Genomic DNA, 23,327 nt, shown 5'->3' on the forward strand with positions numbered 1-23,327 from the left:
AGGAAACAGCGATCAGCAGCGTGGCATTGGAGGTCTCGGTTGGGGCCGGAAGCAGACTGTCCGCTTTCCGAAAGCGACGTGAAAAAGCAGCCTTTTTCTGGAAGTCTAATGCTTCAGTATCTGGCTGAGGAACAACTTCGTTCGATCATGGCGCGGGTTGCCGAAAAACGCGTCGGGCATGCCCTCCTCGACGATCTGCCCAGCGTCCATGAAGATCACCCGGTCGGCGACCTTTGCGCCGTTCCCTGGCAATCATGCGCAGCCCCAAATTAAGAGCAAAAAGATGCGAACTAACCTTGCCGCGCTCCCTGAGCAGCGCGGCCACCAGCAGATTGCCAAGCCCGTGCTGGTGCTGCAGTGGTTCGATGTCTTGCCACGCCTCCCAGGCAATCGCCGCGGCCAGCACGGCCGGGATGTTGTCGCCGCGCAGCCGCTCAACGACGGCGAGCCAGTCGACCAGCCGCTGGTCCTCGTTCCAGTCGAGATCGCGGATCAGCGGCCCGAGACCGTCCGGCAAGGCCTCCCGCGCGTTTGCCCCTTGCCCTTCCGTCTGGACCTCCGGGCTGTCCGCGGCGCGCGGCGCGATTTTTTCGCTGGCCAGCAGTCGGCCGGAGCGGGCCAACACGGCGTCGATCTCCGCCAGCTCTTCGGCAAGAGCGTCCTCCTGGCCGGTGTCTTCGGCAAGGCTTTCGTCGACGTCGTAATCCGCCCCACCGGCCGCCGTCCCTGAATCGGGACGGGAGCCAACCTGCCCCGCGCTAGACCGGTCGCCGCCGCCCTGCCTTCGCGGCCGCGCAACGCCAAAATGCCTACGCGAGAAAGCGCCCAGTCGGGTGGGTGCAAAAGAATGCGGCGGCGGGTGCGCAGCACGGCATGCGCCCGGGTGAGCTCGTGGCTCGGGATGCGGATGTCCATATTTGCGTCGTGCAGGACGAGGTCTTCCATGTGGACGAGTTCGCCTTCCAGCCAGAGCGCCGCGGCCGCGTCGGCAAAATGCTGGCGTTGCAAAAAACCGTCGCGGACAGGGCTTTTGTACACGCGCTCATCGAGGCGGGCCACAAGGTCTTCGGCGCGTGCGAGCGGCCCCAGCAGGGTGTTCAGCGGCAGAGTGGTGAAGTCGTAAGCCATTGATTCTTTTGTAGCCGATTCGCGTAGCGGAAGCTATCTCGCCATTTAGTTCCGTCACAGCGGATTATCTCCGCAGCATTCTTCACTATCGATAATTACCTCTTATCGATACTTGGACAATTACAATAAGACAGCCCAGTACTATTTCCCCGGCTCTTTCCGGCCGAGACCCATCAAGAACAACACTGCATTTTTCCGATCATCGCCTTTGGGACCCCAGACTCGTGGGTTGCTGCTATGCCGCATGCCGTCGATAGCAGAAGAAGGCGTCGTCGATAGTGGGTGTTGCGATGTAGCGCTCTCCCGCTACCAAAATTCAGATAAGTAATCGAAATAACGAGCAAATCGTGGCGCCGCAAACCCTTCGCGCGCCTCGGCTTGTGCAGATTCCGGCAAGGCTGGAGTCGAGTTGAGCCAAGAGCGGACGAACAATGCGAAGCGTCTCAATGGCAATTCCGACGTCACGTTCGACACGCTGCACGCGTCGATTGATCCGGTCGAGGCGGCGAGTAACCGCCGCTTGCTTTCGCTCTTCGGCATCCGCCGGCAGCAAAGACGCGAGCGCAGCCTCGGCGACCAGGGACAGCGAGACCTCGCGCCGTCCAGCGTAGTGCTCGAAGCAGAGCGGTCGCTCTGTTCTGCCACCTCCTGCAAAGCCGCATTCAGTCGCGATCGACTACATCGCTCTCAAGAAGGTGCCCGGCGGCGGAAACGGTTAAAACGCCTGCTTTTTCGCCGGCAGCTCAGCCGCTTTCCGTCGAAGGGTGAACCCCGTTCCCTAGTCCGAATGGTTACTTGCGCTGCAGCTAATGTAGTTACAATCTTGTGCCGTCGAAAGCCGCATGGGCCGGCCAGGCGCGAGTACCGTCTTCGCCGGCGTCTCAAAGCAGTCGACCACACGTTTGCGGTGCCCTAAGGGGGAAATCAATGAGATTGACGATTATTTGTGGGGCAATTGTGATTGCCGTATCCACCGCCGCCGTTGCGCACGAGAAAGAGAAGGTGGTCAGTACAGAAGTAACGTCGGCCTGCGCCGACCTGTCGGGCAGCACGATCAAGAAAAACAGGGAAACAAAGGTGGATTGCAGTTCAACCGGAACTGTCTCCAGCGCAATTTCGAAAGACAAATCGGAGCCGCGCCTGGGCTATGAAACGGTTAATCCTGCAATCATATCGATCTATTAGCTGAGGAAACAGCAGGCCGGTCTATCGGGGTCCAGGCTTCGGGAGCAAGGCAAGGACCGACACGCGGCCACATTGCCTGCGGACCGTTCGTCGCGTAGTGGCTTAGGGTCGAAAACAGATCGAGCCGCGAAGCATCACCGGTGATCGCCTCAGCGGGCAGCGTGCCCGACAGCGTCGACAGGATCACCCCCTTGCCCGAATAGCCATGCGCAAAATAGAACTCGCCGTAGCGACCGACATGCGGCAGGCGCGATGTCGTCGCCTGGCATATGCATCGAAACCGTAGCCGAATGCAGCCATATCGGGCGTGGCGCTGTAGCCGAAGGCTGAGGTCGGAATCAGAAAGGCACCTGCGCTCAACGGCCATTCGCCCGGCGGACCCGCCAGATGACGTTACCGACGTCATCGGCGACGAGCAGTGCGCCAGTCTGATCGATAGCAACGCCGACCGGACGGCCCATCGCCTCGCCATTACGCCCGATGAAGCCAGTGAGCACATCTTTCGGAGAACCGCTCGGTTGGCCACCATGGAACGGCACGAAGATCACCTTGTAGCCGCTGTGCACGCTTCTATTCCACGATCCGTGCTGGCCGACGAAGGCGCCGTTGCCATAGGCCGGACCGAGCCGGGCGCCTTTGGAGAAGGTCAGTCCCAGCGAGGCGGTATGAGAGCCCAGGGCGTAATCGGGCTTGATCGCTGTCGCCACGAGATCGGGGCGCTGCGGCTTGGCGCGTTCGTCGACGTTCTGTCCGTAGTAGCTGTAGGGCCAGCCGTAGAAAGCACCGTCACGAACCGAGGTCATGTAATCCGGCACAAGGTCGTCGCCGATCTCGTCACGCTCGTTCACGGCGACCCAAAGCTCGCCAGTTCCAGGATTCCAGGAGAGCCCGTTCGGGTTGCGCAGGCCCGAGGCGAAGACCCGAGTGCGGCGGGTCGACCGATCCACTTCAAGGACAGCGGCGCGGTTCTTCTCCGCGGCTATGCCATTTTCTCCAACGTTGCTGTTGGAACCAACGGTGACATAGAGCTTGCGTCCATCCGGAGTTGCTATCACGTCCTTGGTCCAATGATGGTTGAGGTCCCCGGCCGGCAAGTCGATGATCTTTTCCGGCGACGTGCTGACTCGGGTCTGGCCAGTGGAGTAGGGGAAAGCGACGAGCGCGTCGGTATTCGCGACAAAGAGCTTGCCTTTGGACAGCGTCATGCCGAAGGGCGAATTGAGGCCTTCCGCGAACGTCGTGCGCACATCCGCAATGCCGTCGCCATCGGTGTCGCGCAGGAGCGTGATGCGGTTGGCGCTTTTGGTCGCGGCGCCAGCCCGCTTCATAGCCAGGTCCATGAACACCTTTCTAAGACTGAAGCCTTCGTCATGCTTGGCAGGGGCATTGGTTTCAGCAACCAGCACGTCGCCGTTCGGAAGCACATGCAGCCAGCGCGGATGGTCGAGACCGGTGGCGAAGGCGTTCACTGTCAGCCCCTTCGCCGGGGTCGGCATACCTCCTTTCTGCCAGCCTTTCGCCTCGGCTATGTTAACAGTCGGGATCAGCGTCGGTCTTGGTTTCGGTAAGGTGGGGTTGGGGCCATAGCCGGTTATTGCCCCGGTTTTTTGCGCCGGAATGCCAGCGCAGCTTGCCATGACGGCGCCCAACACCGCTACGAGTACGCTTCCTCGGAAGCCGGCATGCATCGGACGTCCTCCGCATGGATTTGTGTCGCGCTCTTTGTGCAAACGGAAGTCAGTGGCTTATTCTTCCAATTGCTTCGAAAAAAACAGCGGCGCTAGTGATCCGAGGGCCAGGAATTCGCGACAGATCTGCTCTCGGCAGAAATATGGCGCGAGAAGATTGTGGCAACCGCGCGAATATCTGTCGCGCGATATGAATCTCAGATTCGTATCGCACGAAATCGATACGGCTTGCGCTTTTCGGTATCGAGTTGCTCATGGGCCAACATGCGTTCGAATGGAACGAGACCATGAACGGCGGGACCCCCAATGACCCACCAATTGCACTAGCTGGTGAAACAGCTGTTGCTGCTGCTTAGCAAGACGCTGCAGATCTGCTAAAATCTGCGGTGGGAGGAGACGGATATCCAATCGCTGCCTATAGCACATCCAAGTGTAGCGAAGGCGACACCCGACGCTTCACTTCCGCTCGCCTATTCCCTCGCGACGCTCTGCTGGCTCCTGTCGGCCGGCGTCTATATTGCCGCCAAGTGGGTTGCCCCCGAGATGCCGCCTTGGGCGCTCTGCTTTTGGCGGCTGGCGCTCGCCTGCGCGATCCTGCTGCCTATCGTCCATCGTCATCACGGGGCAATGCTCGTGCTGATCCAATCCCGGGTGATCGAGGTGCTGGTCATCGGCGCCATCGGGCTGACCTTGTGTCAGGGCATGATCTACACGGGCCTCAACTACACCAACGCGACAACCGCCGGCATCATCATGGCGCTGTCGCCGATCATGACCATGGTGCTTGCCCGCTTCGTGCTTGGCGAGCCCCTCGGTGTCTGGAAGGCGTTTGGAGCGCTGCTCGCTCTGGTCGGGATGGTGGTGATCGTGGCGCGCGGCGACCTTGCCGCGCTGATGCAGCTACAATTCAATCCCGGCGAATTGTGGATCGTCGGCAGCGCCTTTTGCTGGGGCCTCTACACTGTGCTGCTGCGTCGCGCGAAATTCGCTATCGAGCTTCTGCCGATGGTGGTCCTGCTGCTGGGAGCCGGCGCGCTGGCCGCACTGCCGCTTTATCTCTGGGAACTATTTTCCGGGGATCGTTCGGCGCTGCATGCGAACGGCCTTCTGGCTCTCGCCTATGTTGCCGGCCCGGGCGGCGCTCTGATGTACTATCTCTACAACCGTAGCGTCGAGGCGCTTGGCGCCGGGCGGGCCAGCATGCTGCTCTATCTGCAGACTGCCTTCGTCGCCGTGCTCGCTTATCTGTTCCTTGGCGAAAGCTTGCACGACTACGATCTCGCCGGCGCCGCCTTCATCGTCGCCGGCCTGCTGCTCGCCACCGCGATCAAGCCGAGGCAGCGCACGGTGCGTGTCGCGTAGGCAACATCAGCACCGCCGCTTCGGTCAGCAGCTCGTAAAATCAGAGCACCACCCGAAGCGAAGCCGGGTCACTGAAGTCGGCTGTTGTGGCGCAGCACGAGGCCGACCGCGCCGAGCAATGCATCGTTCTCCGTGTGCTTGCCAACGATTATCCGTGTGCGCAGCGCGGGCGCCACATCGCGGGACTTGATGAGCGTGTGGCGTTCGTATGACGCGATCAGTGGCGCCAGGAGAATGTCGCCCGCCAAGGCCATGCGGCCGCCGATGATGATGAGCGGCGGATTGAGCACCGAACCGATCAAGCCAAGGCCACGGCCGGCGAACTCGGCGGTGTCCTCGATCATCCGCAGCGCCCTCACGTCGCCCTGCTCGGCCATCATGATCACATCGTCCATCGTGACCGGCCGTCGCACGATGCGCGAAATCTGCTCGAGCGGCCGGGCAAAGCTGGCATAGAGCTCCAGGCATCCGCGATTGCCGCACCGGCAAAGGTCGCCGCCGGGATCGATGCTGATGTGCCCGAATTCGCCGGCGCCGCCGGCGATGCCGCTCACCAGCCGGCCGTGCTGCACAATGGCCCCGCCGACGCCCAGATCGACCTTGAACAGCACGAAGTCGTCCTGGCCGACGGCCGCACCCCACATCAACTCCGCAATGGCCGAGCAGTTGCTCTCATTGTCGGCGAAGATCGGCTGTTCGAGGACCGGCCCGAACACATCGCGGATGTTGACCCCGGCCCAGGTCGGAACGATACTCGCGCGCAGCACCACTCCTTCGCGGCTGACTGGGCCCGAGACGGAGACCCCCACCCCCAGGAGCCCCGCCATCGGCAGACCGTTCTCTTCGTAGCATCGGGCAATTACTGACTTGGCGAGCTGGGCCGCCTGCTGTGGCTGGTAGTCCAGACCCATGGGGATAGTTTGTTCGGCAATGAAAGAATGCGAGACATCGGCGACGACGCAGCGCATCTCGTCGAGGCCCAGATGGATGCCGACGCAGGTGCCCGCAGCAGGATTGAGCGTCAATGTCGCGGCAGGCCTGCCAATACCCCTGGCCGCGTCATGATGGGCCGAGGATTCGATCACCATCCCCGACTTTCTCAAGCCATTGAGCGCGGTTGAAACCGTCGACCGCGCCAAACCGGTAATGCGGGTAATTTGCGACGCAGAAAGCACGCCGCGCTCACGCAGGCATCGGACGATCAGGCTCTCCGGCGACGCGGACGGCCTGTCGATTAGCCAATTTCTAAGCGAAGGTTTGTTCATGATGAGCACAAAGCACGTTGACTGATAGCTCAAATATGTCATCTTGGAAAGAACGGAGATTACTGCATCTCACCGGCCACGACCTCAAATCGCGGGCCACAAGCGGTCGATACGAACCGTGCATCACATATGGGAGTGAAACGATGAAATATCTGAGGACGGCCTTTGCGGCCGCTACCGCCTTCACCTTGGCTACCGGAACAGCGCTCGCGGAGCCCAAGACCAACCTCTTGCATCAATGGGCCACCGGATCGGACGCCCAGGCTATCGCCAAGCTCGGCGAGATGTTTACCGCCAAGGGCGGCACCTGGCAGCAGACCTCCATCGCAGGCCATACGGCCAATACATTGGCCAAACTGCGTGCCGATGTGATCGCCGGCAACGCTCCTCCCGCTGTGCAGCTCAAGGGCCCCGAAATCGCCGAATGGAACGAGACGGGCATGACAGCCAATCTCGATGACCTGGCGAAGGCGGAAAATTGGGAGAAGGTCGTCGCTCCCGAATTGCTGCCGGTGATGAAGCCGACCGGGAATTGGGTGGCGGCGCCGATGAACATCCACCGCATCAACTGGCTGTGGGCATCGCCGAAGGTCATGAAGGACGCGGGCGTCACCGAGATGCCAAAGACATGGGCGGAATTCAACGCCGCCTGCGACAAGATCGTGGCCAGCGGCAAGATTTGCATTTCGCACTCGACCGCCGACTGGACCGACTCGACCGTCTTCGAAGTGGTCGTGTACGGTCAGGACCTCGATCTCTACAGGAAAGCTTTCGTTGAGGGCGACGTCGATGCCATGCGCAGCGACGGCATGGTCAAGGCCTTCGAGCAGTTCCGCACCATGACTTCGAAGTACATGGATCCCGGCATGAACGGGCGTGACTGGGATACCATGTCGCACCTGGTCGGCCGTGGCGAGGCCGCTTTCCACATCATGGGCGACTGGACGCTCGGCCTGCTGACGGCCGGCGGCTTCAAGGAGGGCACCGACTATATCTGCGCCCAGGCGCCGACCGATTGGGGCAAGCCTGGCTTCATCTTGAATTCAGACTCGGTCGTGTTCTTCAAGCAGAAGGACCCGGACTATATCGAGGGCCAAAAGCTGCTTGCGAGCACTATCTTGTCGCCCGAGTTCCAGACCATTTTCAATCAGACCAAAGGCTCGATACCGGCCCGTCTCGACGTCGATCTTTCGAACGGCTTCAATCCCTGCCAGCAACTCTCGCAAAAGGATCTGCAAGCCTCGATCGCCGCCGGCACGCTCGTGCGTTCGATGGCGCACAACATGACGGTGCCGCAAAAGGTCCGCGGCGCAATCATGGATACAATTACCGAGTTTGTGGCCACGCCGGATATGAGTGCGCAGGACGCGGCCAATGCGATGGCGGATGCGGCCCAAGCGCAGACGTGACGCTGCCGATGATGGCCGGGGGCGAAGCGCCCGGCCAGACCTCGCCGGAGCAGCCCGATGTCCACCCATGATCTGATAGTACCAGCTGCAGCTGCCGCGGCCCGTCCGTGGCGCGAGCGCCTGGGCACGATGGTGCCCATTCTGGTGCTGGCGCCGTCGATAGCGGCGAGTTTCATCTATGTTTTCGTCTTCACGCTCTGGACGCTCTACATCTCGCTGTCCAATTCGTCGCTGTTGCCGACCTATGGGTTCGTCGGCCTGGACAATTACGCTTCGCTCTGGGCAAACCGGCGCTGGAACATCGCCTATACGAATCTCTTCCTGTTCAGCGGCTTCTATATCGTTGGCTCGATGGCGGTTGGCCTGCTGCTCGCCATCGCGATCGACCAGCGCGTCCGCGGCGAGGCGGTTTGGCGCACCATCTTCCTCTATCCGTTGGCGGTGTCCTTCATCGTCACCGGCACGGTGTGGAGTTGGCTGTATAATCCTGTCGACGGTATCCAGGCCTTCGTTCGAGGGCTTGGCTGGACCGACTTCAGCTTCGCCCTGACGGCCAACCGCAACACCGCGATCTATGCGGTGATCATAACCGGTATCTGGCAGTCGTCCGGCTTCGCAATGGCACTTTTCCTGGCTGGTCTACGGTCCGTCGATCCGGATCTCGTCAAAGCCGCGCAAATCGACGGCGCGTCGGTTTTCCGGACCTATCGCAGGGTCATCCTGCCAACCATCGCTCCGATATTCCTGGCGGTGGCGGTCATTCAGATACAATTCGCCATCAAGACCTTCGACCTGGTGGCGGCGTTGACGCGGGGCGGGCCAGGTGTGTCCACCACCTTCCCCGCCATCTATGTCTACGACCTGATGTTCCAGCGCGGCCAAATCGGCGAGGGTGCCGCCGCGGCGATGATGATGCTCGCAGCGGTAGCGGTGGTGCTGGTGCCGTACTCCTTGTGGATTGTCTGGCGCCGGCGGGCGGAGGGCCGCAATGGCTGAAATTGCCCCCAATGCCCGTTTTGATCCGGAAGAAGCCGCTGCCACGCGCCGGCATTTCTGGAGCCGCTTCCTTGTCTATGCCGTGCTGACGCTTTTCGCGATCGTCTATCTCGTGCCGTTGCTGGTGGTGATCTTCAACTCATTGCGTGAGCAGTCGGAGATTGCCCGCAACGGCCTCATCTCCGTACCGCGCAGCTTCCGGTTCGATGCGTGGGCGCAGGCCTGGGGATCCTACTGTGTCAGCGGCACCTGCGAGGGCATGAAGCGCAATTTCTTCAACTCGCTGGCGATGACGATCCCCGCCACGATCATCTCGACCATTCTCGGCGCCATGAACGGCTACATCCTCTCCAAATGGCGCTTCAGGGGTTCCGAACTGATCTTCAATCTGATGCTGCTCGGCGTATTCATGCCCGGCCAGATTTCGCTGATGCCGTGGGCGTTCCTGCTCGGCAAGCTCGGCCTGACCAATTCCACATATGGGCTGGTGTTGATCCACGTCGTCCAGGGCATCTCGTTCACCACCCTGTTCTGCCGCAATTTCTACGTCAGCATACCGGACGACCTGATCAAGGCGGCACGCATCGACGGCGCCGGCTTCTGGCGGATCTTCCGCAAGATCATCCTGCCCCTGTCGCCGCCCATTCTGATCGTCACCGTCATCTGGCAGTTCACCGGCATCTGGAACGAGTATTTGTTCGGCGTCGTCTTCACATCAGGCCAGCAGCAGCCGATCACGGCGGCGTTGGTAGCACTCACGGCCGGCGGCACGACCGCACGTGCTTACGATGTGATGAGCGCAGCAGTGCTGATCGGCGCGTTGCCACCGCTGCTGATCTACCTGTTCGGTGGAAAATACTTCGTGCGCGGCCTCACCCAGGGCGCCATCAAATGAGGCGTCGCCCATGTCCGCGTTGACGATCCGCAACCTTCACAAGAGCTACGGCTCGCTCGAGATTCTTGCCGGCATCGATCTCGAGGCTAAGACCGGAGAATTCGTCGCCCTTGTCGGCCCGTCAGGCTGCGGCAAGTCAACCTTGCTCGCCATGATTGCCGGTCTCGAAACCGTCACGTCGGGAGAGATTTGGATCGGCGACCGGCTGGTGAACTCGGTGCAACCCAAGGACCGCGACATTGCGATGGTGTTTCAGTCATACGCCCTCTATCCCACGATGACCGTGCGCCAGAACATCACCTTCGGCATGGAAAGCCGAGGCGTGCCAAAAGCGGTGCAAGCGGAAGCTGTCCAGCGGGTTGCCGCACTCCTGCAGATCGAACAGCTGCTTAAACGCAAGCCCGGCCAGCTCTCGGGCGGCCAGCGGCAGCGCGTGGCGATGGGGCGTGCCCTCGTCCGCGACCCGAAGCTGTTTTTGTTCGACGAGCCCCTGTCCAACCTCGACGCCAAGCTGCGCGTCGACATGCGTACCGAAATCAAGAAGCTTCACCATCGCGTCGGCAAGACCACGGTGTATGTCACCCACGATCAGGTCGAGGCGATGACGCTTGCATCCCGCATTGCAGTGATGAACCAGGGCTCGGTACAGCAGTTCGACACCCCGAAGCGGATTTACGACCGGCCGACCAACATGTTCGTTGCCGGTTTCATGGGATCGCCGGCGATGAATTTCATTCCCGCCCGGCTTACGGGCTCGACCAGCATCTCGGTACGCGCCGCTGACGGCAGCGACGCCAGCCTCGCCCTTGCCGCACCGATGCCCGCCGGTGCGCCAAAGGACGTCGTGCTCGGTATCCGGCCGGAACACATCTACCGTTTCACGACCGACCTGAAGTCGCGCAAACCGGCTGTGGCGTCCATGCAGGCGCCGGTCGAACTGGTCGAGCCGACCGGGGCCGAGACGCTTGCCGTGCTCAGGCTTGGTGACCTGGAGATCACCGGCCGTTTCGAGCCGGACGACGCTCCGGTCATGGGCGAGACGATAATGCTGGGCATCGATATGTCGCGCGCCTGCCTGTTCGATCCAACAACCAAGGCGCTTCTGTAATCGATGTCCGTACAATTCGCGACTTATCCGAGCTTGACCGATCGGGTCGTGCTGATCTCCGGCGGCGCCTCCGGCATCGGCGCCGATATGGTCCGCGCCTTCGCCTCGAATAGCGCCCGGGTAGCCTTTCTCGATGTGCAGGATGAGCCAGCGGAGGCGTTGGTGCGCGAGCTCGGTGGTGCCGCCGGGCAGGCTCCCTTGTACCTCCATTGCGATGTAACCGACGTCGATGCGCTAAAGGCGTCGGTAGAAGGCGTGCGCGCGCGGCTTGGTCCGGTCGCGGTCCTGGTGAATAACGCTGCCAATGATCAGCGCCATCCCATAGACGCGGTAACGGCGGAATATTGGGACCGCAGCTTCGACGTCAATCTCCGGCATCACTTCTTCGCCGCCCAGGCAGTGCATCCGCATATGAAGGAACTCGGCTTCGGCTCGATCATAAATTTCTCTTCCATCGCCTGGCGGTTCGGAGCGGACCAGATGGTGGCCTATGCCACCGCAAAGGGGGCTGTGGTGGCGCTGACGCGTGCGTTGGCGCGGTCGTTCGGACCGGACAACATCCGCGTCAATGCAGTCGAACCCGGCGCCGTCATGACCGAGCGGCAGCGCGAGCTGTGGTTCAAGACGCAGGAGGCAGTCGACCAGACGGTGCAGCGGCAACTGATCCGCCGCGTCCTGCTGGGCGAGGAGATTGCACGGACAGTGCTCTTCCTTGCGGCCGACGACAGCCGCATGATCACCAAACAGTCCATAACCGTCGATGCCGGTCTGCGCTAGTGACGCCTCTCCGCTCTCCATTGGAACCGCCAAGCTGATGCTTCGTCTCGGCCTCAACCCCTACGGACTGACCTACCATCTCGGACTGCAGGGCCGCGGCACGCCGCGGCACAATCCGGACGGCGCGGGGCTGGAAGGCTTCATAGCACTGGCGCAGGAACTGGGCGCACGCACGCTCGAGATCTACGAACCCTGGTTGACCGAACTAACGGACGCCGAAATCGTCGCGCTGCGCAGGCGTCTTGCCGCGCTGGACATCGTCCCGGTGGTGAGCGGCGGACTGCTCGTGGCAGGTCCACTGGACAACGCCTTTCGGGCTGCGCGCCTGCTCGAGGCAACAACGATCCGTATCGCACTGACGCCCGTCCTGTGCGGCGACCGCAATGCGTGGGGCCGGAAATGGAGCGAATTCAACGCAACGATTCGCGCTGCCTTGACGGAATGGGGGCCGCGTGCGGCGGCGGAGGGCCGCGTGCTCGGCATCGAGAACCATCAGGACTTCGGCAGCGACGAACTGGTTGCGTTCTGCGAACTCGGCGGGCCGGGTGTCGGCATCACCTACGACACCGGCAACACCTTTCCTGTCGGCGAGGCGCCGCTTGCCTTCACGCGCCGGATCGCGCCCCATGTCCGCCACGTTCACCTCAAGGATTATCGCGTCCAGTTCACGGATGAGGGGTACCGCCTGGTCCGCTGCGCGATCGGCGACGGCGCCGTGCCATTCGCCGAACTGGCAGCCATCCTTGGCGAGCACCACGACACGCTGACGGCGGTGCTTGAGCCCGGCGCGCTGGAGGCCCGTCACGTTCGCTGTCTCACCGACGACTGGTGGAACGGATATGCGCCGAAGACCGCCCGCGAATTCGCGGCCTGCCTGAGTGCTGCGCGCCTGAACCGCCTTGCGGACGACGCCGACTACCGCACGCCATGGGAGCGCGATGATGACGGTGCGCTCGTTTCGTACGAGCTCGACATGATCCGGCGCAGCGCCGCCAACATGATGAAGTTCGATTTCATTGCAAAGGAGAAATCAGCATGACTGCCCGAGAACTCAGCGGCCTGACCGCCTTCGTGACCGGCTCGGGACGCGGCCTCGGCCGCGTGATGGCCGACCGCTTGGCCGAACTTGGCGCAAACGTCGCGGTCCACGACCTCGATTGGACCCGGCCATCTCAATATGGCGAATTCGCGGACCTCGGCGACTCTGCCAGGGGCTTGGAGAAGCATGGGACGCGCATCACCGCGGTCACCGGCAACATCGGCGACAAGCAGGCCGTCGCCGAAATGAGGAGGAAGATCGAGGCGGATCTCGGCGACGTGCACGTACTGGTCAACTGCGCCGGCGGCGACATCGGCGCCAAGGGCGTAAAGCCCAGTCCCAACAACGCGCTCGACATCGACTACGAAGACATCAAGGTTCTAACCGAGAACAACCTTATCGGCACGATGTTGGTCTGCCAGGCGTTCGTTCCGCCTATGGTCAAGCGCGGCTCGGGCTCGGTGATCAACATCGCCTCGGCGGCAGCGCATATCGGATGCTCGCCCGAAGTGGTCTACTCGACGCTCAAGGCAGCTGTCGTCCATTATACGCGCTGCCTCGCCAAGGAACTGATCGACGATGGCGTACGCGTCAATGCGGTGAGCCCTGGCGCCACCAAGACGGCACGGTTCCAGGCGAGCCGCGTGGTCGATCCGCAGCGCATGGATTCGAGCAAGAAATCGCTGAACCGGTATGCGGAGCCTGAAGAGATCGCCGAAGCGGTGGCCTTCCTCGCCGGTCCGCGCGCGCGCTTCATCAACGGACAGGTAATCCGCGTCGACGGCGGCTTCACACTCTTTCCAGGTTAAGCTGCGACCGTTGCCGGTTTCGGATGAGTATTTGGTTGTGCCGTGACCCGATAAAGCTGTTATCGTGCCCTCGCGTCGGGGGCGAAACCATGCAGATCGCGGGGATGGGTTCAGGCAGCATCGGGTGCTGTTTGGCGGTTGTTCGCCGGCCAAGGCGTTACGCTGATGGCGTTGGTGCCGCCTCGAAGCGCTGCTCCGGCGCTAGCACCCGGATCCGCGGCAAATGACGGATGACGCCAACATCGTTGATGCGGTGGTGGTCGGGGCCGGTTGGGCCGGCCTGGGCGTCAGCTATTCGCTGGCACCGCAAGGCTTGCGCCATGCCGTATTGGAGCGAGGCCGCATCGGAGAGACCTGGCGCACCCAGCGTGGGATTCTTTCCGGATGAATACCCCCAACGTTCAGACCGTCATGCCAGGCGACTTCTATGACGGTTCAGATCCGTTCGGTGCCCTGACGCGCGACCAGTTCGTCGCCCTGCTTGAGGATTTCGCCAGGCGAAATGAACTACCGGTCGAACCGGACACTGTTGTGACCGAGCTATCCGGTGGGCACGGGAATGGCGTCTATCGGTTGACCACCTCGCGCGGCACAGTTTTGGCACGCAACGTGGTGATCGCAAGCGGTGACTTGAATTGTCCGGTGCGGCCAGTTTTCGCCGCTGCCTTGCCGCCGGGCCTGCGCCAAATCGATGCTTCTGATTACCGCAGCGCCGCCGATCTCCCGGCTGGAGCGGTGCTGGTGGTCGGAAGCGGCCAGTCTGGTGTCCAGATCGCGGAGGAACTGGCAGAAGCAGGCCGAACGGTCTTCCTTGCCACCAGCCGCGTCGGGCGGCTCTCGCGGCGCTACCGAGGTCGCGACATCATGATCTGGCTCGTCGAAAGCGGGTTTCTCGACGTGCGTCGAGACGAGATCATTCGACTTGCGGGGCGCATTCCACCTCGTGGTCTGCTTGGGGTGGAACACACGATAAGCCTGCAAGCGCTCGGCGCCCGAGGCATCGTGCTGCTAGGGCGACTCGCGGGCGTCGAGGACGACGGCCGTCTGTCATTCGCCGACGATCTCGAAGAGCATATTCGTTTTGCGGATGAAGCCTCCGCAAACGTTAAACGCTATATCGACGAATACATCAGCCGCTCTGGAATCGATGCTCCCGTGTCGGAGCCGGATCCAGCGGATACCGTCACAGCGCATCGGCCGGACCCGGCTATCGTTTCGCTTGATCTCGCCGGGTCCGGCATCACGACCGTGGTGTGGTGCACCGGCTTCAAGGGTGATTTCAGTTGGGTGAGGCTTTCCGGTCTGCTCGACCCGGAAGGACAGCCTGAACACGAGGATGGCGTGGCCGCCCTGCCAGGCATTTACTTCGCCGGGTTGGACTTCGCCTCCACACGCAAGTCAGGCACAATATTGGCAGTCGCCGAGGAGGCGCCCCGCCTTGTCGAACACATCGTGCGGCGTTCGTGACGACCTGGACACCGTCGGTCTGAACCGGTATGCGGAGCCTGAAGAGATCGCCGAAGCGTTGGCCTTCCTCGCCGGTCCGCGCGCGCCTTCATCAACGGACAGGTAATCCGCGTCGATGGCGTTTTCACAATCTTTCCAGGTTAAGCCGCGACCGTCCATACCGGCTGAGAACTTCGCCCTTGAGCGTGGCGCAGTCCGGTCCGGTGCACTCCACTAACCTCTGACTTTAGCCGCTATTTGACCCCCATGCTTTCAGGCCAGAGGACCTGGATTTCCTTTGGCAGCGCATCCCGCACCTTTGCCGACTGGCCAAGGTCGATATGCCGTGCAAGCACACGCAGCACCGAGCGGGCCGCATCCTCTGGATCGACAGGACGGGTCGATTTCAATTCATCGGCGATGTGTTGCAGGAACTCCTCGAGCGAGCGTGTCTTGTCGGGCATGTCGGCGGGCCGATAGCGATCATAGTAGGCGCCGCGCACGAGCAGCGGCAGTTCCGCTCCCAATTTGGCCGCCAGTCCGATCTGTAGCCTGTCACGAAGGGTTCGCAGAACGGCGCCCAATGCATGCCAGGCGATGTGTCGATCCGGACCAAGATCTGCCATGACCTCGTCAAGCCAGATGTTTGTTATTTGCAGCGTTTTCTCAAAAACGTCCAAGCCGGTTGCGCTCATCGTCGCCTCCTCGAAAGGTTCTGCGGGCAAAACGGCGACCGGAGACAATTGTTTCGTGGTCCTGTGAAAATCGCCTGGCGTGGGGAGCTTTGGCCGACCCGGCCTTGAAGTCTCCGACCGAACCCGGATATCTCTTGACTGACTGAGCGGCCCGCGCCGACAATGGCATTGGGGAGATGGCGGGATGTCGCCCACGGTGTTCGGCACCACTTGGCAATCAAGCTGCGAAAGGGCTGTCATGGATTGGAAGCTGGAACTAGTCCCGGTCCCCGTATCGGACGTCGATAGAGCAATCGCCTTTTATGTTGGCAAGGTCGGCTTTCATCTCGATCACGACCACACCGTAAGTGACGAGATACGTTTCGTGCAATTGACGCCGCCCGGTTCGGCCTGTTCGATTGCCATGGGCAAGGGCCTCGTCGACAGCCCCCCGGGATCCATAAAGGGCCTGCAACTGGTCGTGCCCGATATCGATGAGGCACACCGGTACCTGGCCGCTCAAGGTATCGAGGTCAGCGATATCAAGGATTTTCCCTGGGGCAGATTTGTCTTCTTTGAGGATCCCGACGGCAACACCTGGTCTGTCCAGCAACTTCCACCTCGCAGCTGAGGCGGCGCGCTACGGCAGGGTGATGCCCCGACGCAGATAGCGCGGGATGCACGGCTCAATTCGAACGCACGCCGGCCTAACGCCTCTTCTCGTCGAAGGCAGCCTTCCAATTATGATAAGGCGCGCGAAAGGTGGGGATGCGGTCCTCGACATCGGCAAGCGCTTCGAACGGCTTGTGCGGTTCGGCCTGATACCAAAAGGCGACCGACGAGATGTCGTCCGAGCGGCGATTGGCGTGACCGTGCTCTATGGTCACCCGGATGCGTTTGTGGAAGATGATCGGGTCTTCTATGTGCCAGCGATAGAGCGTAACCGGCTCGGTCCAGTTCGGCCCGCCGGCAGCGATGATGCCGTGATAGGGCGCGCTGTAATCTTGTGTCGGGCACCATGCCGTATTGAAATAATCCTCGGTGCCGGTGCCGTGCAGGGTCGGCGGCCAGGCATCATTGGCGCCGGGGCTGGTCTCGCCACGATCTCCGATCAGTCCGGCCTTCAGTCCGATACGCGGATCGGGCTTACGCACCGTATCCGGCACGGAAATGCCCGGCTCGCCGTCGACGAAGATCATGTCGTCGCCCTCGCCGTACCAGTCCCACAGAGCGGAGCGGCGGCGCGAATAGACGGAATAGAGCACGCCGACATAGTGGCCGTGACCTTCCGCCTCGAGGATGGTGTAGTTGCCGTTCCCGTCGATATTTTCGCCGCCAAATAGGAACTGCTCGTTGGCCAGCCCCGCTTCGTCGATGCCATCAGGTCGTTGCTGCCTGTACTGGGCGTGGAAGCGGCCCAGGCCTTCCTCCAGTTTTTCGTGCAGTTCGAGATCGACATAATAATAGAAAAGCAGGTCGTCATCGGCTTCATTGGTTACGGTGAACCGCATATGGCTGGCAAACGGCATCGGAAAATAGCAGTTGAAGGCCTTGCCGTCCTCTGGGCTTGCCTGGACCGGCAGGCTGGCAAAATTGCGGGTGCGGGCTTGGCCCATGCCGAAGAAATCGCCGATCGGCGTTTCTATGCTCGGATGTTGCTCACTATCCCAATACGCGCGCAATACGATCTTGCGCAGGAAGTCCTCGCTCTTGCATGCGAGCGTCGCCCAGATATGCGTGACGATGCCGGCACCATTATGCTCGGCAATCACCACCGTCTGGCCAGGTTCAATATGCAGCCGGTCGTCATTGCCGCCGGTGCGGTCGTAGCTTGAGAACCGGCGGGTTTTGGCGTCGCGCAATTTGGCGAGCCCGCGAAGCGGCGACAGGCCGGCATTATCCATGTGTTTCTCCTCTTGCTTCAGCGGTTATTTCAGGCCGCTTGTCTTGATGGATTCCATGATCTGGCGCTGGAAGATCACGAAGAGGACCAGCATCGGCACGGCGACGATGGTCGAGGCGGCCATGACGTAATTCCAGGCGGCGGCGTACTGGCTCTTGAAGTTTGCAATGGCTACCTGCACCACCCAGAGGTTGAGGTCCGATGTGATCGTCAACGGCCACAGGAAAGCGTTCCAGTTGGCGAGGAAAAACAGGATCGCCAACGCCGACAGAATCGGCCGACTCAGCGGCAGGATGATGCTCCAATAGATGCGCCAGTAGCCAGCGCCATCCATGATCGCCGCTTCTTCCAACTCCCTCGGCAGCGACAGGTAGTATTGCCTGAGCAGAAAGATGCCGAACGCGTTGAAGATCGCCGGAATGATCAGCCCGGCATAGCTGTCCAGCATGTGCAGCGTCCGCGTCAAAATGAACAGCGGCACGATGATTACCGGCAGCGACACCAGGAAGGTCGAGAACATGGCGAGGAACAGGATGTCGCGGCCCGGAAAATGCAGCCGTGCGAGCGAATAGCCGGCCATCGAATGAAAGAACAGCGCAGCGACCGTTACCGTCGCCGACACGAAGAACGAATTGAAGAGATAGCGCAGGAACGGCACCTCGGTCAGCACGTAGAGGAAATTGCCGAGCGTCGGCCGTTCCGGAATGAGGCTCGGCGTGAAGACGTCGCTCGCCGGCTTGAGCGAGATGACCAGCATCCAGACCAGCGGGAACACCGTCATCAGGCCAAGCGCCGCGGTCGCCAGCATCCAGGCAAGCCTCGCCGCTTGTATCTGCGAACGCGCGGAAGGAGTTCGGCTGTCAGTCATGCTCGAAACGTCCGCCACGCGTCAGCAGGAAGAAGAAGACCGTGACCAGCATCAGCGCCAGCACCAGCAGCGATGCCATTGCCGATGCATAGCCGAAGGCGCCGAACTGGAACGCTTGCTTGTAGATGTAGATGATCAGCACCGAGGTCGAATTGACCGGCCCGCCCTTGGTCATCACATAGATCAGGTCGAAGACCTGGCCGCCGGCGACAGCCGCGACCAGCGAGACCAGGAGGACGAAGAAGCTGGTCGGCTTGAGCAAGGGCAAGGTAATGTACCAGAAGCTTGTCACCGGCCCGGCGCCGTCGATCTTTGCGGCTTCGTAGTACTCTGCCGGGATGTCCTGGAGCCCGCCGAGGAAGATCAGCATGTAGAAGCCCATCAGGAACCAGACGCTGACCACGACCAGCGTGAACAGCGCCAGATTTGGATCGCCGAGCAGCGAAATTCCGCCGAGGCCGACGAGCGGCGCCAGCCGGCTGACGATGCCGACCTTTTCGACCAGCATGAGCTGCCACACGAGGGCCACCACGACGAGGCTGACCATCTGTGGCGCAAAGAACATCGAGCGCATGACCGCGTTGAAGCGGTTGGTCTTCTGTACCAGAAGCGCCAGCCCCAGCCCGGCGGCGTAGAGCGCCGGCACAAGCATGACGGCATAGGCCACGGTCACCTTCACGGATGACCAGAACAGCGGATCGCTCCACATACGCCGATAATTGCCGAGCCCGACGAATCTATAGCCGCCGAAGCCGTTGACTTCGAAGAACCCGACGGCGAGCGAAAGCAGCATCGGCACGCCGACGAACACCAGCAGGCCGAGCGCATCGGGCAGGACGAACAGCCATGCGGCGCAGAGTTCCCTTTGCTTGGCGGTAAGGCCGCGAGCGGATTTGGTGCTCGCGGCTGGCGGTTCCATCTGGTCCACATGCATGTTGGAAAGCGCCTAAAGGATCGGCGCGCCGGAATAGGAGGCGAGGAACGCATCGAGTTGCTGACTGGCCGTCGTCGCCGCCTGCTGGGCATCGACGCCGCCAAGCTGTGCCGACTGGATGGCATCGGAGATGATCTTGTAGGCCTCAGGCGGAACCCGCGGTTCGGCGCGCGTTCCCGGGTGGATCTCTTTGGCGAATGTGCCGAACTTGCCGGTGCTGAAGACATCGGCGCCGGCCTTCAGCGCGCTGTTGCGCGGCGGCATGTCGCTCTTGGCGACCGTGCACCAGTTGACGACCCGGTCGATCGAGGCCTGATCCATCGAGGCCAGCGCCCAGGCGCAGAACTGGGCGGAAGCATCCGGGTTCTTGCCTCCGGCATTGGCGACAAAGGCCCACCCACCGCCGACGGTGACGTATTTGCCATTGGCCGGTGTCGGCAATTTGAAGATGCCGTAGGGCACGTCCTTGGCGTTGTTGTCCATCGCCGAAATGCCCCAGATGCCGCAGTTCTGCATGGCGCACAGCCCTGCCCCGAGATTGGCGACTATGTCGAAGCCGCCGCCGACCACTTGACGCGGCGCCACGCCGGCGTTGATGGCATCCTGCCAGAGTTTCAGCGCCTGGACGGTGGCCGGCGAATCGAAGGCGCTCTTGCCGTTCTTATCCTGGAACTCGCCGCCGCCCTGCCACAGGAACGGATACCAGGTGAAGTTCTGGTAATAGCCGGGCGTCGTTTCGAACAGCACGCCGTAGCGGCTGGGCGTCGTCAGCTTTTTGGCGACCGCCAACAGCTCGTCCCAGGTCTTCGGCACGTCGTTCTCGTTGAGTTTTGCATCCTCGAACGCTTTGACCGAATAGTAGAAGGCCATCGGCTCGACCTCCATCGGCACACCGTAGATCTTGCCGTCCACCATGCGGTTGGCGATGACGCTTTCCGGGAAATCGGCTTTGGCGGCATCCTCGATATGCGGCGTCAGGTCGGCCAATACGCCGCCATTGTAATAACGCAGGAAATCGCCGGGGCTGATGAGGAAGATGTCGGGGCCCTCGCCCGACGCGAAGGCCGTTGCCAGCTTGGAACCGGAGATGTATTCGCTGTTGACGACATACTCGAGCTCGACCTTCTGGTCGTGGGCGTCGTTCCAGTCGGCCACCAGCTTCTCGAACCACTGGACCTGCGGCTTCACGTCTCCACCAGGCGCATAGAATTGCCAGAATTTCAGCGGCGCTTCCTGAGCGCGCACGGCCATCCTGTTGATGAACGGGAAGCCTGTGAGGCCGGCGGCGAAAGTAGCGCCGGCCTGGATCAGCCGACGGCGGTTCAGGCTGGCCAATGGCCGGCCGCGGGTCGTTTTGTCAGTCATCAATTCCTCCCTTTGATGTTGTTCGGTCGAACGTTGGCGAAGGGACCTCCGTTCCCATTGCCGGCATCTGCCGTCACGCGCTGTCGAATGGGCTCAATGCGCATGGGATCACTTCGGTGCGCGGCGCGCCCTCGACTTTGCCACCCAGCCGTTCGAGCAGCATTTCCGTGGCGCGCTTGGCAAGCATTGTCGGACTGTTGCCGACACGGGTCAGCTTCGGCCTGACATATTCCAGTTGAGGCAGGTCATCGAAGACTGCGATGGCGATATCCTGAGGGATATTGATCCCATGGTCGTAGAATTCGGTCAGCGCACCGGAGGCCATCAGATAATTGGCGAAGAACATCGCCGACGGCAGGTTTCCGCCGTGCTTCTCCTTAAGCCAGGTAACGGCTTCCCGTCCGGACGGAGCAAGATAGCTTCCCTCGAACCGCAGATCGGCGGCGATTGGCACGCCATTGTCGGCGAGCCCTTTTTCGAAGCCGGCGGCGCGCGCCATCGCTTCCTTGAAAAAGGAAGGCCCGGTGACATGGGCGACGCGGCGATGGCCCCTCTTCGCCAGATACTCGCCCATCAGATAGCCGCCGCCGAAATCGTCCAGCTGGACGCTGTCGACAGCATGGTTCGGCAGATGGCCGATGAAGACGGCGGGCACATCGAGGCTGAGCAGTTCGCTGTGCATGCCGTGCAGCGCGAAGTCGGCAACGATGACGCCGTCGACCCGCTTGCGCCCGATCTGGCGTAAATATTCGCGGCCGTGATCCTGTGAATGTCCGCCCGGCACGTCGGTGTTGAAGATCAGCATGTCGAGGCCGACCAGTTCGAGCGTCGACTGCGCCGTTTTCACCAGCTCCGGATAGAACGGGTTGCGGATGTCCGGGATCAGCATCGCGATGATGTTGGTGCGGCCGGTGCGCAGACTTTGCGCCTGCGGGTTCGGCGTGTAACCGAGTTCGTCGATCGCCGCTTGCACACGTTCACGCAGCGATTTCGACACCCGGTCGGCATGGTTGATGACATGCGACACAGTCGTGCGCGACACGCCCGCTCGCGTGGCAACTTTGGAAATCGTGCTCATGGTGACAGATTATGAGTACATGAATGCATTTGCAAATCGATTTTTTCCGGCGTCTCGCAAATTAGGGCCATCAGGCGGATTGCACAAATGCCAAAAGAAAAGGCCGGACTGTTGAGCCCGGCCAAGCGTGAAGGTCTATAACCTCGAGAGGGGAACACGCCGGACGCAATGGGAGGAGACATCCGACGCAGCTTAGATGTGGGTCTGTATTGGTGACGTTTCAACGACATAGCAGTGGACCAACGTCGCTGTTGCCATAGTGCCAGGAACGCAAAGCATTCGAAGGAAGCGGTGGATCGCAGCCGCCAGGTGGATACAAAGGGCGCCGAACGCAGGGCGGGGTCCATTGCTCCTGGTATTGGACTTCAGTCTGTAAGACTGTCGACCAAGGACCTGCACGGCCAAACTTTGGTCCGAGGCTGCTATCGCAAAAGCCCGAAAGGCGACAGTTTCAGGAACCGAGTTCCGATGGCCCCGTTGCGATGCCGACTGTTACAGGAGGCCGCTATGGACCCGAGCGTTCACCAGGCACGTTGGCTGCTTTTTCCGTTATTTGGCCTGTGTTTCGGGATCACGGCAATTGGATTCATAGTTGGCTGATGGTGGGAAGTCGGCGCTTTCGCCGAGAGACGCAACCAAAGGAAGGCAAAAAACTTGCGCAGTAAATAGTCCCTTCCTGCGCTAGCGAGACCCACCAGTTACCATCGTGGAACTGGTGGGTCTTGACGTCCCGGATGCAAACCATTGTTTTAAGCGTCACACGAATTCGAACAGGAGGCAGTACGACAGAGCCGTATGGTTAAGGGCATTTCCGACATGCGACTGGCAAGTTCACTGATGACGACCCGGAGACGAAGGACCGGATCTTCACGAGGACGTCGTGTCGGCATTTCTGTAGTCGTGTTGACCTTCATTCTCGTCGTGAGCCCCTATCGCGTCATGTTCGACGGACCGTCGCCGACGCTCGGCCCGCAAACTGCCTGGGCCAAAGATGGTGGTAGTGGTAGCGGGGACGGAAATGGCAATGGGAACGGGAACGGGAACGGCAATTCCGGCAATCCAGGTGGAAACTCTGGCAACTCAAACTCGAATAGCAATGCGGGCAAGGACAAAGCAAAGTCGCAGGAGGACAATCCCCCTGATCTGGCCCCTGCGGCAAACCCCGACAGCAAGCCGAAACTCTTCATCAATGCAACCACGGGAGACCGGGTCGAGGTGAGCGGGCCGAGCATTGGCGTGGTGCATTCGAACGGCCTCAGCGAGCGCATTGATAGCGGCCAATATGAAATGCGAGATGCCAAGGGCCGCACCATCATTCGGCGCCTGGCGACGCGTTCCGATCGGGACAGGTTGCTTGAAATGATCAACTGAGGGCCAGTTCACATAGCCGCGCCGTGC

Annotated in this window: 22 protein-coding genes and 3 pseudogenes; 14 read left to right on the top strand and 11 right to left on the bottom strand. The window is 61.3% G+C overall.

All coding sequences use genetic code 11. From position 1 onward, the window contains the following. Positions 1-105 precede the first annotated feature (105 nt). Positions 106-246 (bottom strand): annotated as a pseudogene (gene glnQ, locus NKH13_RS11895) (glutamine ABC transporter ATP-binding protein GlnQ); the annotation flags it as partial. A 40-nt stretch (positions 247-286) separates the two neighbouring features. Beyond that, positions 287-625: pseudogene (locus NKH13_RS11900) on the bottom strand (DUF1612 domain-containing protein); the annotation flags it as partial. A gap of 248 nt (positions 626-873) precedes the next feature. Here NKH13_RS11900 and NKH13_RS11905 point away from each other — a divergent pair. Further along, the gene (locus NKH13_RS11905) at positions 874-1,131 is read left to right on the top strand and encodes a hypothetical protein (protein ID WP_352466751.1); all 258 of its coding nucleotides are present in this window, start codon (positions 874-876) and stop codon (positions 1,129-1,131) included. A 924-nt stretch (positions 1,132-2,055) separates the two neighbouring features. Continuing rightward, positions 2,056-2,313 (top strand): hypothetical protein, encoded by a 258-nt coding sequence (locus tag NKH13_RS11915; RefSeq protein WP_352466750.1) that lies wholly within the window; start codon positions 2,056-2,058, stop codon positions 2,311-2,313. Here the strand turns inward: NKH13_RS11915 and NKH13_RS35625 are convergent. Together NKH13_RS35625 and NKH13_RS11925 are read right to left on the bottom strand one after the other, a co-directional pair. Beyond that, positions 2,297-2,584, bottom strand: a pseudogene (locus tag NKH13_RS35625) (hypothetical protein); the annotation flags it as partial. The gene NKH13_RS11915 and the pseudogene NKH13_RS35625 overlap by 17 nt on opposite strands. A gap of 85 nt (positions 2,585-2,669) precedes the next feature. Then, the gene (locus tag NKH13_RS11925) at positions 2,670-4,001 is read right to left on the bottom strand and encodes a PQQ-dependent sugar dehydrogenase (protein WP_352466749.1); all 1,332 of its coding nucleotides are present in this window, start codon (positions 3,999-4,001) and stop codon (positions 2,670-2,672) included. 402 nt (positions 4,002-4,403) lie between these two features. On the opposite strand from NKH13_RS11925, the gene NKH13_RS11930 reads away from it, so the two are divergent. Next, positions 4,404-5,363 carry a DMT family transporter gene (locus NKH13_RS11930; protein ID WP_352466839.1) on the top strand — a complete coding sequence of 320 codons (960 nt, stop codon included), beginning with the start codon at positions 4,404-4,406 and terminating at the stop codon, positions 5,361-5,363. A 68-nt stretch (positions 5,364-5,431) separates the two neighbouring features. Here NKH13_RS11930 and NKH13_RS11935 read toward each other — a convergent pair whose 3' ends face one another. Continuing rightward, positions 5,432-6,670, bottom strand: a complete 1,239-nt coding sequence (locus tag NKH13_RS11935; protein ID WP_352713339.1) for an ROK family transcriptional regulator — start codon at positions 6,668-6,670, stop codon at positions 5,432-5,434. A 101-nt stretch (positions 6,671-6,771) separates the two neighbouring features. Here NKH13_RS11935 and NKH13_RS11940 point away from each other — a divergent pair, with 101 nt between their 5' ends. The 9 genes from NKH13_RS11940 to NKH13_RS11980 all read left to right on the top strand — a co-directional run bounded on the left by NKH13_RS11940 (position 6,772) and on the right by NKH13_RS11980 (position 15,128). Then, entirely contained in the window at positions 6,772-8,037 is a 1,266-nt protein-coding gene (locus NKH13_RS11940; RefSeq protein ID WP_352912591.1) for an ABC transporter substrate-binding protein, read from the top strand. A gap of 57 nt (positions 8,038-8,094) precedes the next feature. After that, a complete protein-coding gene (locus tag NKH13_RS11945) occupies positions 8,095-9,033 on the top strand; it encodes a carbohydrate ABC transporter permease (protein ID WP_352466746.1) in 939 nt (312 codons plus the stop codon). After that, the gene (locus NKH13_RS11950; protein ID WP_352912592.1) at positions 9,026-9,928 is read left to right on the top strand and encodes a carbohydrate ABC transporter permease; all 903 of its coding nucleotides are present in this window, start codon (positions 9,026-9,028) and stop codon (positions 9,926-9,928) included. Before NKH13_RS11945 ends, NKH13_RS11950 begins: the two co-directional genes overlap by 8 nt. Before the next feature lie 10 nt (positions 9,929-9,938). Then, positions 9,939-11,036, top strand: coding sequence for an ABC transporter ATP-binding protein (locus NKH13_RS11955; RefSeq protein ID WP_352466744.1), 1,098 nt, complete (start codon positions 9,939-9,941; stop codon positions 11,034-11,036). A 3-nt stretch (positions 11,037-11,039) separates the two neighbouring features. After that, the gene (locus NKH13_RS11960; RefSeq protein WP_352466743.1) at positions 11,040-11,813 is read left to right on the top strand and encodes an SDR family NAD(P)-dependent oxidoreductase; all 774 of its coding nucleotides are present in this window, start codon (positions 11,040-11,042) and stop codon (positions 11,811-11,813) included. Between the two features lie 37 nt (positions 11,814-11,850). Beyond that, positions 11,851-12,852, top strand: coding sequence for a sugar phosphate isomerase/epimerase family protein (locus NKH13_RS11965; RefSeq protein ID WP_352466742.1), 1,002 nt, complete (start codon positions 11,851-11,853; stop codon positions 12,850-12,852). After that, on the top strand, positions 12,849-13,661 hold the full coding sequence (locus NKH13_RS11970; protein ID WP_352713345.1) for an SDR family NAD(P)-dependent oxidoreductase: 813 nt from the start codon (positions 12,849-12,851) through the stop codon (positions 13,659-13,661). The genes NKH13_RS11965 and NKH13_RS11970 overlap by 4 nt, the downstream gene beginning before the upstream one ends. A gap of 223 nt (positions 13,662-13,884) precedes the next feature. Continuing rightward, positions 13,885-14,049, top strand: coding sequence for an NAD(P)-binding protein (locus NKH13_RS11975; protein WP_352912593.1), 165 nt, complete (start codon positions 13,885-13,887; stop codon positions 14,047-14,049). Next, positions 14,046-15,128 carry an NAD(P)-binding domain-containing protein gene (locus NKH13_RS11980; RefSeq protein ID WP_352912594.1) on the top strand — a complete coding sequence of 361 codons (1,083 nt, stop codon included), beginning with the start codon at positions 14,046-14,048 and terminating at the stop codon, positions 15,126-15,128. The genes NKH13_RS11975 and NKH13_RS11980 overlap by 4 nt, the downstream gene beginning before the upstream one ends. A gap of 233 nt (positions 15,129-15,361) precedes the next feature. On the opposite strand, the gene NKH13_RS11985 is transcribed toward NKH13_RS11980, so the two are convergent. Then, entirely contained in the window at positions 15,362-15,802 is a 441-nt protein-coding gene (locus NKH13_RS11985; protein WP_352912595.1) for a DUF2267 domain-containing protein, read from the bottom strand. Between the two features lie 184 nt (positions 15,803-15,986). On the opposite strand from NKH13_RS11985, the gene NKH13_RS11990 reads away from it, so the two are divergent. Further along, on the top strand, positions 15,987-16,412 hold the full coding sequence (locus NKH13_RS11990) for a VOC family protein (protein WP_352912596.1): 426 nt from the start codon (positions 15,987-15,989) through the stop codon (positions 16,410-16,412). 76 nt (positions 16,413-16,488) lie between these two features. Here NKH13_RS11990 and NKH13_RS11995 read toward each other — a convergent pair whose 3' ends face one another. The 5 genes from NKH13_RS11995 to NKH13_RS12015 form a co-directional block, all read right to left on the bottom strand. Further along, positions 16,489-17,685, bottom strand: coding sequence for a glycoside hydrolase family 172 protein (locus NKH13_RS11995; protein WP_352912597.1), 1,197 nt, complete (start codon positions 17,683-17,685; stop codon positions 16,489-16,491). A 24-nt stretch (positions 17,686-17,709) separates the two neighbouring features. Then, entirely contained in the window at positions 17,710-18,552 is an 843-nt protein-coding gene (locus tag NKH13_RS12000; RefSeq protein WP_352912598.1) for a carbohydrate ABC transporter permease, read from the bottom strand. Further along, positions 18,545-19,471, bottom strand: coding sequence for a carbohydrate ABC transporter permease (locus tag NKH13_RS12005; protein WP_352912599.1), 927 nt, complete (start codon positions 19,469-19,471; stop codon positions 18,545-18,547). The genes NKH13_RS12000 and NKH13_RS12005 overlap by 8 nt, the downstream gene beginning before the upstream one ends. A gap of 27 nt (positions 19,472-19,498) precedes the next feature. Continuing rightward, entirely contained in the window at positions 19,499-20,851 is a 1,353-nt protein-coding gene (locus NKH13_RS12010; RefSeq protein WP_352912600.1) for an ABC transporter substrate-binding protein, read from the bottom strand. Positions 20,852-20,924: 73 nt separating this feature from the next. Beyond that, complete coding sequence (locus NKH13_RS12015; protein WP_352912601.1) at positions 20,925-21,929, bottom strand: LacI family DNA-binding transcriptional regulator; 1,005 nt, start codon at positions 21,927-21,929, stop codon at positions 20,925-20,927. Between the two features lie 903 nt (positions 21,930-22,832). Between NKH13_RS12015 and NKH13_RS12020 the strand changes: the two genes are divergently transcribed. Continuing rightward, entirely contained in the window at positions 22,833-23,300 is a 468-nt protein-coding gene (locus tag NKH13_RS12020; protein ID WP_352912602.1) for a hypothetical protein, read from the top strand. Positions 23,301-23,327: the final 27 nt, after the last annotated feature.

It is taken from the genome of Mesorhizobium sp. M1348 (genome assembly GCF_040317925.1).
Classification (GTDB): Bacteria; Pseudomonadota; Alphaproteobacteria; order Rhizobiales; family Rhizobiaceae; genus Mesorhizobium.